General features: G+C 75.2%; 9 protein-coding genes. 2 read left to right on the forward strand and 7 right to left on the reverse strand.

All coding sequences use genetic code 11. The features are described from left to right. Nucleotides 1-24: 24 nt before the first annotated feature. A complete protein-coding gene (locus tag OG937_28215; protein WUD75301.1) occupies nucleotides 25-561 on the forward strand; it encodes an HNH endonuclease in 537 nt (178 codons plus the stop codon). Between the two features lie 102 nt (nucleotides 562-663). On the opposite strand, the gene OG937_28220 is transcribed toward OG937_28215, so the two are convergent. From OG937_28220 to OG937_28235, 4 genes are all read right to left on the reverse strand, one after another. After that, complete coding sequence (locus OG937_28220; GenBank protein WUD75302.1) at nucleotides 664-2,052, reverse strand: ABC transporter permease; 1,389 nt, start codon at nucleotides 2,050-2,052, stop codon at nucleotides 664-666. Beyond that, complete coding sequence (locus tag OG937_28225; GenBank protein WUD75303.1) at nucleotides 2,049-2,759, reverse strand: ABC transporter ATP-binding protein; 711 nt, start codon at nucleotides 2,757-2,759, stop codon at nucleotides 2,049-2,051. Before OG937_28225 ends, OG937_28220 begins: the two co-directional genes overlap by 4 nt. Further along, nucleotides 2,756-3,295: a PadR family transcriptional regulator gene (locus OG937_28230; GenBank protein WUD75304.1), complete on the reverse strand. Its 540-nt coding sequence runs from the start codon at nucleotides 3,293-3,295 to the stop codon at nucleotides 2,756-2,758. The genes OG937_28225 and OG937_28230 overlap by 4 nt, the downstream gene beginning before the upstream one ends. Nucleotides 3,296-3,436: 141 nt before the next feature. Then, the gene (locus OG937_28235) at nucleotides 3,437-6,847 is read right to left on the reverse strand and encodes a beta-N-acetylglucosaminidase domain-containing protein (protein ID WUD75305.1); all 3,411 of its coding nucleotides are present in this window, start codon (nucleotides 6,845-6,847) and stop codon (nucleotides 3,437-3,439) included. 195 nt (nucleotides 6,848-7,042) lie between these two features. Here OG937_28235 and pepN point away from each other — a divergent pair, with 195 nt between their 5' ends. Continuing rightward, nucleotides 7,043-9,613: an aminopeptidase N gene (pepN, locus tag OG937_28240; GenBank protein WUD75306.1), complete on the forward strand. Its 2,571-nt coding sequence runs from the start codon at nucleotides 7,043-7,045 to the stop codon at nucleotides 9,611-9,613. A 337-nt stretch (nucleotides 9,614-9,950) separates the two neighbouring features. Here the strand turns inward: pepN and OG937_28245 are convergent, their stop codons facing one another. The 3 genes from OG937_28245 to OG937_28255 all read right to left on the reverse strand — a co-directional run bounded on the left by OG937_28245 (nucleotide 9,951) and on the right by OG937_28255 (nucleotide 14,265). Further along, nucleotides 9,951-10,187, reverse strand: a complete 237-nt coding sequence (locus OG937_28245) for a hypothetical protein (GenBank protein ID WUD79097.1) — start codon at nucleotides 10,185-10,187, stop codon at nucleotides 9,951-9,953. Between the two features lie 48 nt (nucleotides 10,188-10,235). Next, the gene (malQ, locus tag OG937_28250; protein ID WUD75307.1) at nucleotides 10,236-12,320 is read right to left on the reverse strand and encodes a 4-alpha-glucanotransferase; all 2,085 of its coding nucleotides are present in this window, start codon (nucleotides 12,318-12,320) and stop codon (nucleotides 10,236-10,238) included. A 544-nt stretch (nucleotides 12,321-12,864) separates the two neighbouring features. After that, a complete protein-coding gene (locus tag OG937_28255) occupies nucleotides 12,865-14,265 on the reverse strand; it encodes an amidase (protein ID WUD78910.1) in 1,401 nt (466 codons plus the stop codon). Nucleotides 14,266-14,382 lie beyond the last annotated feature (117 nt).

Genomic DNA, 14,382 nt, shown 5'->3' on the forward strand with positions numbered 1-14,382 from the left:
CCGCCGGCGTAAAAGGAGGCACCCGTGCCGCATGTCCTGGTCCTCAACGCGTCGTACGAGCCGCTCGGCGTCGTACCGCTCCGCCGCGCGCTCATCCTCGTGCTGAACAAGAAGGCCGTGTGCCTCGAGGAATCCGGCGCCTATATGCACAGCGCGACCTGTACTGTCCCCGCTCCGAGTGTCGTCAAGCTCACCAAATTCGTCCGAGTCCCCTTTCGCGGCCCCGTGCCCCTGACCCGGCGGGCGCTGTTCGCGCGGGACGGCGGCCGGTGCGCGTACTGCGGAGGCGTCGCAACCAGCGTCGACCACGTGATCCCGCGCAGCCGCGGAGGCCAGCACACGTGGGACAACGTGGTCGCGGCATGCCGCCGGTGCAACCACCTCAAGGCCGACCGCCATGTCGCCGAGCTCGGCTGGCGGATGCGCAACCAGCCCGCCCCGCCGTCCGGTCTCGCCTGGCGGATCATCGGGACGGGGCATAGGGACCCGCGCTGGCTGCCATACCTGCAGCCATTCGGCGCGGAGGACGCCATGGCCCGGATCGACGGCATATCCGCCTGAGACCGGGCCTTCGTGTTGTCCTGAACCGTCCCGGACCGGGCTCAGGGCCCCGGACCGCACCCCCGTGCCGGTCCGGGGCCCCTTCCCGTGCCCGTCGGCCCCCTACTCGTGGCGCAGCTGCGCCGGGTGCACGGTGCGGCGCAGCAGCGGCAGGCAGGCGGCGGTCGCCAGCAGGGCGGCGGCCAGCAGGCCGCCCGTGAGCAGCGCCGGCTCCAGCAGCGGCAGAGCGCGCCGCTCGTCGTGGAGCACGACGGGGACGACGAGCGTCAGGCCGCAGCCGGCGCCGAGCAGCAGCGCCGGGACGAGGGGCAGCGCCGTCTCCAGCAGCGTGGCGCGCCACAGCACCTTCCGGGGCGTGCCCGCCGCGGCCAGGGCGGCCAGGGTCCGGCGGCGGGTCATGAGCGACTCCACGACGCCCACCGCGACGCCGCTCACGGTGACCGCACTGCCGATCAGGATGGCGAGCCCCGCCAGGTTCCAGCCGCCGATGTAGAAGGCCAGGTCGTCGGCGCTGTAGCCCGGTTCCGCGCGCAGTCCGTCCACCGTCACCCGGCGCATGGCCACCCAGCCCGCCCCCACCAGTGCCGCGAGCATCAGCACCGAGTGGGCCCGGGCCGCTGCCCAGGGGTCGTTCCGCAGCCGTTCCCCGGCGATCAGCAGCACCGGACGGCCCGACCGGGCGGCGAGCCGTCCGGTGAGCAGTGCCAGCCCCGCGCTGCTGTGGAGGAGCCCGTAGACGTACAGGACCAGGAACGTCGGCACCACCACCACGGCCGGTGCGCGGTCCAGCGCCACCCGCGTCCCCGCCAGCATCAGCGCGGTCCCCGCGAGCAGCGCCACCGGGCCCAGCAGCCAGCGGATCGCCCCGCCGAGCGGCGGCCGTCGCTTCGCGACCACGCCCAGCGGGTCGTGCGCCGACCGGCGGAGGGCGAACCGTGCCTCCAGGGTGGCCAGCACCGGCACCGCCAGGACGACCAGGGCGGCGGGAAGCCACGGCACCGGCACGTCGGTGGGCCAGGTCGGTGTCCTGCGGTCGCCCTGCACCGCCGCGAGCACGGCCCGCAGCGCGAGGAAGCCCACCAGCCCGGCCACCGCCCCCAGGCCGCCGGCGGCGCCCGCCTCCAGTGCGGCGATCCGCCGGACCTGCCGCGGGGTGGCCCCGGACAGGCGGAGCGCGGCCAGCCGGTGCTCACGCCGCAGCGCGCCGATCCGGGTGCACTGGCCGAGGAAGGCGATCACCGGGACCAGGAGCAGCAGGAGCACGGCGATGACCCCCGGCCGCAGCCCGGCGAGGTTGAGCAGGTCGTTGGTGTACCGGGGCGTCCCGTCCGCGTACCGGGTGCCGATCACGGCCACGACGGCGGCCGCCAGGGCGAAGCCCGTGCCGAGGGCCGCGCCGAGCGCGGTGAGCGCCAGGCGCCACCACTCGCTGCGCGGGGAGCCCCGCAGCAGTGCCCAGGCCAGCAGGGCGTCCCCCCGCAGCCCCCTCACCGGGTCACCTCGGCGGCGGGCTCGTCCTCTGACTCGACGACGCCGTCCCGCACCGTCGCCTCGCGGTCCGCGTACGCCGCGACCTGGGCGTCGTGCGTGATCAGGAGCACGGCGGTACCGGACTCGCGGGCGGCGTGGACCAGGGCGGTCATGACCTGCTCACCGGCGAGGGAGTCCAGGGCCCCGGTCGGCTCGTCCGCGAAGACCGCCTTCGGGCCGGTGACCATCGCACGGGCCAGGGCGACGCGCTGTGCCTGCCCGCCCGACATCTCGCCGGGGCGCAGGGCGGCCTGACCGCGCACCCCGAAGCGCTCCAGCCAGGTGCCCGCACGGTCGTGGGCGGCGGCGCGGGAGGTCCCGGCCAGCAGCAGGGGCAGGGCCACGTTGTCCAGGGCGGTCAGCTCGCCGACCAGTTGGCCGAACTGGAAGACGACGCCGAAGTCGGTGCGCCGCAGCGTGGAGCGGCGGGTCTCCCCGGCCTGGTCGAGCCGTTCCGCGCCGGCCTCGCCGCCCGTGTAGCGGACCTCGCCCTCGTCCGGCCGGACGATGCCCGACATGCAGTGCAGCAGCGTGGACTTCCCGCTGCCGCTCGGGCCGGTGACGGCCAGGACCTCCCCGGGCAGCAGGCGCAGCGAGGCGCCGCGCAGGGCGTCGGTGGTGCCGTACCGCTTGACGAGGCCGCGGGCCTCGATCAGGGGTGTGGTCATGCTGAGGTGACCTCCTCGGCCAGGGCGCCGAGGCGCTGCGCGGCGTTGTCGATCCAGCGCAGGTCGGCGTCGAGATGGGTGAGGGCGTAGTCGGCGGAGAGCACGGCCGACAGCGGGGCGCCGGGTGCGGTCTTCACCGCGGTGAGCTCGCGCATCCGGGCGAGGTGGGCGGCGCGCTGCAGGCGCAGGAACGCGGCCGGGTCGCCGTAGCCGGAGGCCATGATCGCCGTGACCTTGGCGAAGATCTCGTTGGCCGCGCTGACGGGCGCGGGCGGTACGGGCTCGCCGAGCCAGGTCCGCAGTGCCAGCGAGCCCTGTTCGGTGAGCCGGTAGGTGGTGCGCTCCGGGCCGCCGTCGCTCTCGGTGGCGTCGACCTCGGCGAGGCCGTCGCGCATCAGGCGCTGCAGGCTCGTGTAGACCTGGCCGTAGGCGAGGGGGCGGGCCTGGGGGAAGCGTTCGTCGTGCCGCCGCTTCAGGTCGTAGCCGTGGCCGGGACCGGCGGCGAGCAGTCCCAGCAGGACGTTGCCGGTGCTCATGCGACGTCCCCCCTTCTCTTCACTCAATACATGTACTCAGTGAATAGTGACAGATGTGCGACCACCCCGCAACGGTCCGCAACGGTCCGCGGGGGCACGGCGGACGGCGGGGGAGGGCTTGCGGGGGTGGGTGGTGCCGGGTCAGTCGGTGACGGCGTACGCCTGCATCGAGTACAGCGAGTAGCCGTACTTCGTGCCGCGCTCCAGCCCCTGCACGCGGAGGAAGCGCGTGTCGGAAGGGGCGTCCAGCCGTACGGAATCGGTGCCGCCGCGGCCGTCGGAGATCACCGCCGCGGTGTGCCAGCTCTGCCCGTCGGCCGAGGTCAGGACCGTGTAGCGGGAGGCGTACGCGTCCTGCCAGCGCAGCACCACCCGGCCGATCCTGGCGGCCCGCGGGAGCTCGGCCTGCACCCAGGCGTCGTCCCGCACACGGGAGGACCAGCGGGTCCCGGGGTCACCGTCGGTCAGCGCCGAGGCCGGGAAGTCGGCGGTCTCGTCACCGGAGGAGGTGGCCGCGGCGCCCGCGGCCAGGTCGGGGCCGCCGGTGCGCGGATAGGCGTGCACCGTGACGGTCTGCCGCACGGTGCGGCCCTCGGCGCGGAACGCCAGCGGCACCTCGTACAGACCGGGCACACCGTCAGCGGGCAGGGACAACCGCACCGGCACCACGACCTTGCCGCCGCGCGGCAGTTCCACCTCACCGGGCGTGACGGCCACGACGCCCTCCGGGGCCTCGGCGGTCAGCGACACCCTGGCGGCGGCGGGCGAGGCGTCGGTCAGCTCCGCGGTGACGGTCGCGGGGGCGCCGCCGAGTTCCAGGTCGGTCTCCGTGCGGTCCAGGGTCATCCGGGCGGCGGGCCGGTCCGCGTACCAGGGGACGATCTCGTGGACGACCGGCGGGTGGGCCCCCGCCGACGGGGTGACCCGCACCGCGTCCGCCCGCAGGCCCTGCGCCGGCAGTTCGGTCCAGCCGCCGCCCAGCGAACCGAGCCGGTGCCAGCCCTGGCCGGGCACCCGCACCTCGACCGACCCGGCGGTACCCGGCCCGGTGTCGGTGAGCACGGTCAGCGCCTCCAGCGGGCGGGGCGAGCCGTACTCCAGGGTCAGCCCCCCGGCGGGCACGCGGACGGTGGTCGTGGCGTCGCCGTCGGAGGCCGCCAGGGACGCGGGGTCGGCGGCGAGGACGCCGGAGGTGCCGTCGTCCTCCGTACCGACGGTGAACTCCCGCACCGTCACGGCGTTCTCCTGCGCGGCGGTCGCGCGCAGCCGCACGTACCGCGCCCGGGTGCCCTCGGGCAGCCGCACGGTCACGGTCCGGTCGTCGTGCACCGTGGCGGCGGTCCGCCAGCCGCCCTCGTCGCCCGCGGAGTACTCCAACACCGCCTCGCGCAGGTAGTCGTCCCGCTCGGGGCCGCGCTGCGCGGCACCCATGGCGACGCGCACGCTGCGGATCGTGCGGGTGCCGCCCAGGTCGACCCCGAAGGCGTCGTCCTGCTGCGGCGGGGCGTCGCTGGCCCAGGCGGTGCCGTCCTTGCCGTCGGTCATCAGCGACGGGTCGGTGGACCGGGCCGAGCCCAGGGTGGCGGTGGCCTTGCGGCCCGCGGTGCGCACGCCGGTCCACGCGTCCGCCGTGGCCAGCGTCCTCGCCAGGAACGGGTCGAGCACCCCGTGCCCCACGGTCGCCGGGCTGTCCGCTATCCGCCGGCGGGTCCGCTCCAGTGCCAGCCGGTCCCGCCACGCGCCGGTGCCGTCACCCGCGCGCAGGGCCACCAGCATGTCGACGGCGTGCTCGCCCGCCGAACCGTACCGGGCCAGCTGGCTCAGCCACGGCCGCACCTCGCCGCCGAAGGAGCCGTCCGCCAGTCCGTCCAGGCGTTCCGGGGCGCCGCGCATCGTGGTGAACGCCCCGCGCAGCCGGCCGGCCGCCTTCTCCAGCCGCTCCCGGCCGCCGTTCGCGTAGGCGTCCAGGAACTCCGCGATGAGCGGGCGCAGATACGCCGACTCGCCCTCGTCCAGCGCCGAGGAGGCCTCGTTGCCCGCCAGGGCGCGCAGTGCGTCGCGGGCTCCGGGATCGCGGCCCGCCAGGTCGTCGACGGCCGCGCGCCAGGAGGCCGCACGGTCGTACCCCCGCGGGTTCCACGCGTAGTCGGCCACCGTGAACAGCGCGATCCGGGAGGCGGCGGGCTGGCGCATCGCCGTCGCCAGCAGTCCCGCGGACGCCGTCGCGACCGCGGGCTCACGTCCGGTGTAGGGGCCGAGGAAGATCCGGTCCTCGGCGAAGTCGTTGACCGGGTAGTCGTCCATCGTCAGCATCGGATGCTGCAACGCCGCCCGCGCGTCGGCGACCTGCCGCCCGGTGATCTCCCCCGGGACGACGCCGACGCCCGTCCAGGCCACCTCGACGCCCCGGTCGAGCACCCGGGCCAGCTCGCCCCGGAAGTCGGTGGCGCCGTCCTGGTAGTACTCCGTCGGCAGCAGCGACAGCGGTACGGCCGCCCCGTGGCGCTCCGCCAGGTGGGCGGCGAGCGCGTTGGCCACGTCGGCCTGTGCCCGGGCCGCCGCCTCGGGGCCGTCGCCGTACGCGTCCGCGTCGGCGTTGCAGTGCCACTCGCTGTAGCTCACGTCCTGGAACTGCAGCTGGAAGCCGCGCACGCCCAGCGCCCACATCGCGTCGGCCTTGCGCAGCAGAGCCCTGCGGTCCTCCTGAGAGGAGAAGCACAGCGCCTGGCCCGGCGACACCGCCCACGCCAGCGTCACGTGGTTGGCCCGGGCCCGCTCGGCCAGCGCGCGGAACTCCGCGCGGCGCGCTGCGGGGTAGGGCTCGCGCCACCGCTCCTGGCGGTAGGGGTCGTCGCCGGGGGCGTACAGGTAGCGGTTCTGCTTGGTGCGGCCGAGGAAGTCCAGCTGGGCGAGCCGCTGCCGCGGGGTCCACGGCTCGCCGTAGAAGCTCTCGGTGACGCCGCGCGTCGCCGCCGCGGGCCAGTCGCGGACGACGATGCCCGGCAGACCGCGCGCGGTCGTCAACTGGCGCAGCGTCTGCGCCGCGTGGAACAGCCCGTCCTCGCCCGCCCCGTCCATCGCCACGACGGCGCGGCCGCCGGTGCGTCCCACGGCGAGCCGGTAGCCGCCGGAGGGCAGGTCGCCGGTGGGCGCGGCGCCCAGGGCGCGCAGCGCGGCGTCGGCCCGTGCGCCGCCGGCGTAGACCACCAGCCCCCGCGGCTCCGCCGCCCCCTCGTGGAGCGTGGTCACGCCCGCGCCGCGCAGGATCGCGCGGAGGGCGTCCAGGGCGTAGGGGTCCGCCCCGGGCCCGGCGACCAGGGTCGCCGTGTCCGGTACGGCGACGGTGCCGCCGCGACTGCGCAGCGACTGCGGCTTGGGGTGGACGGCGGGCGCGGCGTCCGCCGTCACGGTGTCGTCCGTGGTGCCGGGCGCCGTCGTCGGGGTGGCGGGTGGAGCGGCCAGGGCGGCCGGCGTGGTCCCGAGCACCCCGCCGACGACGGCGGCGACGAGCGCTGCCGTGTGGGTCGCGGCGGTTCTCCTGCCCGGGGTCATGGTCCGACAGCCCATCACCCGCACGGAGGGCGTGTCAACGCAGCGACGCGCCCCTTCCGGCCCGTGTCCGCGGGCCGTACCGCCGGTAGCGGGCGGCGCCCGGGGACACGACCGGCCGGTCGAGGGAAAACCCCCGGCCGTCCCACCCCTCCCGCGTGCGAGGATGGCCGAAAACCCGACGAAGGAGACGGACACGTGCCCGGCACCAACCTCACCCGTGAGGAGGCGCGGCAGCGAGCGCGCCTGCTCACCGTGGACGCGTACGACATCGAGCTCGACCTGAGCGGGGCCCAGGAGGGCGGCACCTTCCGGTCGGTGACCACGGTGCGCTTCGACTCCGCCGAGGCGGGTGCCTCGACCTTCATCGACCTGGTCGCCCCCACGGTCCACGAGGTGGTGCTCAACGGCACCGCGCTGGACCCGGCCGAGGTCTTCGCGGACAGCCGCATCGCCCTGCCGTCGCTGCAGGCCGGCGCCAACGAGCTGCGGGTCGTCGCGGACGCGGCGTACACCAACACCGGCGAGGGCCTGCACCGCTTCGTCGACCCGGTCGACAAGCAGGCGTACCTCTACACCCAGTTCGAGGTGCCGGACGCCCGCCGGGTCTTCGCCAACTTCGAGCAGCCCGACCTCAAGGCGAGCTTCACCTTCACCGTGAAGGCCCCAGCCGGCTGGACGGTCATCTCGAACTCCCCGACCCCCGAGCCGGTCGACAACATCTGGAGCTTCGCGGCCACCCCGCGCATCTCCACGTACATCACCGCGCTGATCGCCGGCCCCTACCACGCCGTGCACAGCACCTGGGAGGGCGAGGGCGGCCGCAGCGTGCCGCTGGGCCTGTACTGCCGTCCGTCGCTGACGGAGTTCCTCGACGCCGACGCCATCTTCGAGGTCACCCGGCAGGGCTTCGACTGGTTCGAGGAGAAGTTCGACTTCCCCTACCCCTTCGCCAAGTACGACCAGCTCTTCGTACCGGAGTTCAACGCCGGCGCGATGGAGAACGCGGGCGCGGTCACCATCCGCGACCAGTACGTCTTCCGCTCCAAGGTGACCGACGCGGCCTACGAGGTGCGCGCCGAGACGATCCTCCACGAGCTGGCCCACATGTGGTTCGGCGACCTGGTCACCATGGAGTGGTGGAACGACCTGTGGCTGAACGAGTCGTTCGCCACCTACACCTCCATCGCCTGCCTGGCCTACGCGCCCGGCAGCCGGTGGCCGCACTCGTGGACCACCTTCGCCAACTCCATGAAGACCTGGGCGTACCGGCAGGACCAGCTGCCGTCCACCCACCCGATCATGGCGGAGATCAACGACCTGCAGGACGTCCAGGTCAACTTCGACGGCATCACCTACGCCAAGGGCGCCTCCGTCCTGAAGCAGCTGGTGGCCTACGTCGGCATGGACGAGTTCTTCACCGGCGTGCAGGCGTACTTCAAGCGCCACGCCTGGAAGAACACCCGTCTGGCCGACCTGCTGTCCGCCCTGGAGGAGACCTCCGGCCGCGACCTGAAGACCTGGTCGAAGAAGTGGCTGGAGACCGCGGGCATCAACATCCTCCGCCCGGAGATCGAGACCGCCGCCGACGGCACCATCACCTCCTTCGCCGTGCGCCAGGAGGCCCCGGCGCTGCCGGCCGGGGCCAAGGGCGAGTCGATCCTGCGGCCGCACCGCATCGCGATCGGCGCCTACGAGCTCCAGGACGGCAAGCTGGTCCGCGTCCAGCGCGTCGAGCTCGACGTCGACGGCGAGCTGACGGCGGTGCCCGAGCTCGTCGGCGTCACGCGCCCGGCAGTCGTGCTGCTCAACGACGACGACCTGTCGTACGCCAAGGTGCGGCTCGACGAGGTCTCGCTGGACACCGTCCGCGAGCACCTCGGCGACTTCACCGAGTCGCTGCCGCGCGCCCTGGTGTGGGCCTCCGCGTGGGACATGACCCGCGACGGCGAACTCGCCACCCGTGACTACCTGGAGCTGGTGCTCTCCGGCATCGGCAAGGAGTCCGACATCGGCGTCGTGCAGTCCCTGCACCGCCAGGTGAAGACGGCGCTGGAGCTGTACGCCGCGCCCGAGTGGCGCGAGACCGGCCTCGCCCGCTGGACCGAGGCGACGCTGGAGCACCTGCGCGCGGCCGCCCCCGGCAGCGACCACCAGCTCGCCTGGGCCCGTGCGTTCACCGCGACGGCCCGCACCAAGGACCAGCTGGACCTGATCGCCGGGCTGCTCGGCGGCACGGAGACGATCGAGGGCCTGGCCGTCGACACCGAGCTGCGCTGGTCCCTCCTGGAGCGGCTGGCCGCCACGGGCCGCGCCGACGAGGAGCCCATCGCCGCCGAGCTCGGCCGGGACGCCACGGCGGCCGGTGAGCGGCACGCGGCGACCGCGCGCGCCGCGCGGCCGACGGCGGAGGCGAAGGCCGGGGCGTGGGCCTCGGTCGTCGAGGCGGAGACGCTCACCAACGCCGTGCAGGAGGCGGTCATCGCCGGCTTCTACGAGCCGGACCAGCGCGAGCTGCTGGCGCCGTACACGCAGCGGTACTTCGAGGCGGTCTCGGACGTCTTCGCGTCCCGGAGCCACGAGATGGCCCAGCAGATCATCGTCGGGCTCTACCCGGCGCTCCAGGTCTCCCAGGACACCCTGGACGCCACCGACGCCTGGCTGACGGCGGCCGATCCGGCGCCGGCGCTGCGGCGCATGGTGACGGAGTGCCGTGCCGGGGTCGAGCGCGCGCTGAAGGCCCAGGCCGCGGACGCGGCGGCCGGCTGACCGGTGGGCACAGCCCTGTGAGGGCCCCCGCGGCGCACCGCCGCGGGGGCCCTCGGGTCCTCCGGGAGTCCTCCGCGCTCTGGCACGGGGGGCGCGCGGGGCGCCGCGGGGGCCGCTGCCTCGCGACGTCCCGAGGAACGCTGGGCCGTTCGGGGAGTCCTAGGTGCCGACGCCGGGCCGGCCGCCGGCGATGCGGATGCCTGACGACGGGGGCGCGCCGGGACCGCCGGACGGGCCGGAACGCTCCCGCGGGCGGTACGACCGGCACGAGGTGCCGGGGAACACCTGAAGCCGGGCCGCGGTGCTCCGCGGCCCGGTCAGCGAGGTGGGAAGGGGATCAGCCCTGGGCCTTGCGGGACTTGTCGGTCGCGACGACCAGACCCGCGATGACGAGGAACAGGGCGATCGGCAGGGCGACGTACAGGCCCAGCGTCTGGAGCACGCTCAGACCGGAACCCGGGTCGTCGCCGTCGTCGCGGGTGTTCGCGAACGCGGGGGACGACATCAGCAGCATCAGCGCCGTACCGGCCGTGACGGCACCGGCGCGCAGGGCGTTCTTGTTGAGCTTGTCCACGCTCTCAAAGTAGCGAACGCTCCGGCGGCCCGCGCGTCCGGGGTGGTGTTACGGCCCGTCGGGCGCCGCCATCGCGGTCCGCACCTCGTGCGCCAGCGCGTGCAGCCGGGGCAAGGCGGTCAGCTGCTCCAGGGTGAGCGGCCGGCCCTCGGCGTCCGCCACCGGCAGCCGCCAGTTGGGGTACTGGTCCCAGGTGCCCGGCAGGTTCTGCGGACGGCGGTCGCCGACCCCGTCCGGCAGCCAGACGCCGACCATGCGGGCCGGTGTCCGTGCGAGGAAGCGGTGGACGGCCTTGACGACCGCCTCCTCGTCGCGGGTGCCCTCCGGCAGCATCCCCAGCCGGCCGAGCAGCGCCAGCCACTCCGCGACCTCCACGGCGTCCTCGACCTGCTCCACCTCCAGCGGCCGGGTCAGCAGGCCCAGCCGGTGCCGCAGCCCGACGTGCTCCCCGGTCAGCCGGGCCGCCGTCGTCGGCAGGTCGTGCGTGGTCACCGTCGCCAGCGCGTCCGCCCGCCAGGCCGCGGGCGGCAGCGGACGGGCGTGCGCGGAGCCGTGCGCCCCCTCCCAGTCGCGCTCGAACCAGAGCACCGACGTGCCGAGGATGCCCCGGTCGGCCAGCTCCTCGCGGACGCCCGGCTCGACCGTGCCGAGGTCCTCCCCTATGACGACGGCACCGGCGCGCTGCGCCTCCAGCGCGAGGACGCCGAGCATCGCCTCGGCGTCGTAACGGACGTACGCGCCCCGCGTCGGCGGCTCGCCCTCGGGCACCCACCACAAGCGGAAGAGCCCCATCACATGGTCGATGCGCAGGCCCCCCGCGTGCCGCAGCACGTTGCGCAGCAGGTCGCGGTAGGGCGCGTACCCCGTGGCGGCCAGGGCGTCCGGGCGCCACGGCGGCAGGCCCCAGTCCTGGCCGTGGGCGTTGAAGGCGTCCGGCGGCGCGCCGACCGACATCCCGTGGGCGAGGGCGTCCTGCAGCGCCCAGGCGTCGGAACCGGAGGGGTGCACGCCGACCGCGAGGTCGTGGACGATGCCGACCGCCATGCCGGCGTCCCGCGCCGAACGCTGGGCCGCGGCCAACTGGGAGTCCGTCAGCCAGGCCAGCCAGCAGTGGAAGTCGACCTGGTCCAGACGTTCGCCGCGGAGCCGCGCGACCCGCCCCGAGCGCGGGTCGCGCAGCCCCGCCGGCCAGCCGCGCCACTGCGGGCCGTGCAGCTCGGCCAGCATCGACCAGGTGGCGTGGTCGTCCAGTGCCTGCCCCTGGTCCGCGAGGAAGTCGCAGTACGCGGCCCGCCGTCCCGGCGACAGCGGCACCTTGCGGACCAGCGCGAGCGCCTCGCGCTTCAGCTCCCACACCGCGTCACGGTCGATCAGGGCGTCCTTGAGCAGTACCGAGTCGCGCAGCACGGCCGCCTTGCGCAGCAGGTCCGCGGCCCGCTCGCGGTCGTCGGGGTCGAGGTAGGCGTACTCCGGGATCTCCTCCACCCGCAGGTACACCGGATCGGGGAAGCGCCGAGAGGACGGACGGTACGGCGACGGGTCCGTGGGATGCCCCGGCACGGCCACGTGCAACGGGTTGACCTGCAGGAAGCCCGCGTGCAGCGCCCGGCCCGTCCAGGCCGCGAGGTCCGCGAGGTCGCCGAGGTCGCCCATGCCCCAGGACCGCGAGGACAGCACGGCGTACAGCTGCGCCATGAAGCCCAGGACCCGCTCCGGGGGCCCGGGCAGCCGTTCCGGCGCCACGACGAGCTGCGCCTGCGCCGTGCGCCCGTCGGGGGCCTGCGCGCGCAGCACGTGCCGCCCCACGGGCAGCGGCGTGCCGCTGTCCCAGGTCGTCTCGCCGCCGTCCTCCGTCGTCAGCCGCAGCGCGGTGCCCTCGGGCAGCCGGTGCCGGAGCGGACGTCCCGTCCGCATCACGACGCTGCGGGGGAGCAGCCGCCGCCCCGTACGGTGATCGTGCTCCGCCAGCGCGTTCCGCACCGCCGCCGGGGTCGAGGCGTCGACGCCCAGCGCGGCCAGCACCGCCACGACCGTCCCGTCCGGCACGCGCACCTCGCGGTCCGGCGACGGACGGTAGGTGACGTCCACGCCGTGCAGCGCGGCGAGTCTGTCCCGGTCGGCGGCTTCGGTCATGGGATGCCCTCCTGGGGCGTCATCGCAAGTGCGCTTTCTCCGGACAGCCTCAGCCATACCCACTGCGTGGCCGCACAGTCGCATTCCGTGCACGCGCTCCCCCCAGGAGTGGCGGCACGTCGTGATCCCGGGTTGCGCCGCGAAGCCACCCGCCCTCCCCCCAGCCTTCGGCCGGGGGGACCCCCACCTCCCCCACCCTCTCCGCCGGTCCCGCGACCAACGGCCGGTGGGGGGTGAAGAAGGCGAACCGGGGTTGCCCCTAGTGCTTCCTCACCCCCCACCGGCCGTCATGCGCCCATACGACGGGAGGGGGTGTGTCGGGGCGCGCCCGGAAGCGACGAGCGGTGATGCCGGTGACGAATGATGTCCGGCGAATCCGCGAGCGCTGAGGACGTGCGCCGGCGCGGCCCCGACTCAGGCACACGGTGCGAGGCCCGCGCTGACCGACCGGGGTCACGGGAGGGCGGGCGGGGAAACCGCCCGCCGCAGGCGCAAGAAGCCCGCACACGAACAACCGGCCCGCACCCAACCGGGCCGCCGATGCTCAGGCGAACGGCAGGTCGAACGCGCGCGCGGTACGGGCCCGCCAGGGGGAGGCGGCCTCCAGCTGGGCGGCGAGGGCGAGCAGGGGCCCCTCCTCGCCGTGCCGGGCGCCGAGCATCATGCCGATGGGCAGCCCCGCCGGGGACCATTCCAGCGGCAGCGACACCGCGGGCAGCCCGGCGATGTTCCAGGGCGCGGTGAACGGCGTGAACGCCAGCTGCGCCGCGAAGTCGGCCTCCGGATCGGCGTCGTCGCGCAGGGCGCCCACCGGGGCGGGGAGCTGCGCCAGCGTCGGGGTGAGCACCGCGTCGTACGGCTCGGCGGCCTCGGCCAGTTTGCGGCCCACGCCCTGCATCACCCCCAGCGTGCGGGCGTAGTCGAGGCCGCTTACGTCCTGCCCCTGGGCACGCAGCCAGCGGGTGAGCGGCAGCAGGTCCCGCTCCCGTTCCGGTGACACGGGCGTCAGCGCCGCCAGCACGGCCCACACCGGGGTGAACGCGTCGCGGTCGCCCGGGGCGAGCGGCTGCGGCACGTCCACCACCTCGTGCCCGAGCCCGGCCAGCAGCGCCGAGGTGCGTTCGTACGCCGCCAGCACCTGCGGGTCGACCCGTACGCCCGCGACGTCCGGCACCGCCCAGCGGGCGATCCGCAGCCGGCGCGGCTCCTGCTCGCACCACTGCAGGAACGACCGCTCCGGCGGCGCCAGCCGGAGGGGGTCTCCGGGCGCGGGCACCGCCAGCACGTCGAGCAGGGCGGCGGTGTCGCGGACCGTGCGCGCGATGGGCCCGTTGACGGCCAGTCCGCTTCCGTCGCCCCACGGCGCGGGGCTGACCCGGCCCCGGCTGGGCTTCAGCCCGACGACCCCGCAGCAGCTCGCCGGGATGCGGATCGAGCCGCCCCCGTCGCTGCCCTGCGCCGCCGCCGCGAGCCCGGCCGCCACGGCCGCGGCCGCGCCGCCGCTGCTGCCGCCGGCGCCGCGCGCGAGGTCGTACGGGGTACGGGCGGGCGGGCCCACGGCGCCCTCGGTGTAGGCGGGCAGCCCGAATTCGGGGGTGCTGGTCTTCCCGGTCAGGACGGTCCCCGCGTCCCGCAGCAGACGGACGAGGTGGGCGTCCTGGTCGGCGACCCGGTCGGCGAAGACCGCCGATCCGGAGGTGAAGCGCACCCCGGCGACCGGCGTCAGGTCCTTCACCGGCACCGGCACGCCGAGCAGCGGAGGCAGCCGCCCGCCCTCCTTGAGCACGCGTTCGGCGCGCCGCGCGTCCTCCAGGGCGCGTTCGGGCGTGACGGTCAGGTAGGCCCCGAGGGCAGGGTCGAGCCGCTCGATCCGGTCGAGGTAGTGGGCCGTCAGCTCCACGGGCGACAACGCACCCGCCCGGATGGCCGCGGCCTGTTCCAGCATCGTCAGTTCATGAGGGGCGGACACCCCGCCAGGTTAGGGCCTGCCCCGGGACCGGACACGAGGTGAACGGTGAGGTGAACGTTTTCCGCCGCTGCCGCGTCATAGGGGAAATCGCGG

Origin of the sequence: Streptomyces sp. NBC_00510, from assembly GCA_036013505.1 — a bacterium.
GTDB lineage: Bacteria > Actinomycetota > Actinomycetes > Streptomycetales > Streptomycetaceae > Actinacidiphila.

Excerpts from the sequence above, each read along its gene's own strand:
- OG937_28225 (WUD75303.1), bottom strand. The coding sequence starts at position 2,759 with ATGACCACACCCCTGATCGAGGCCCGCGGCCTCGTCAAGCGGTACGGC.
- OG937_28230 (WUD75304.1), bottom strand. The coding sequence starts at position 3,295 with ATGAGCACCGGCAACGTCCTGCTGGGACTGCTCGCCGCCGGTCCCGGC.
- OG937_28235 (WUD75305.1), bottom strand. The coding sequence starts at position 6,847 with ATGACCCCGGGCAGGAGAACCGCCGCGACCCACACGGCAGCGCTCGTC.
- malQ (WUD75307.1), bottom strand. The coding sequence starts at position 12,320 with ATGACCGAAGCCGCCGACCGGGACAGACTCGCCGCGCTGCACGGCGTG.
- OG937_28255 (WUD78910.1), bottom strand. The coding sequence starts at position 14,265 with ATGCTGGAACAGGCCGCGGCCATCCGGGCGGGTGCGTTGTCGCCCGTG.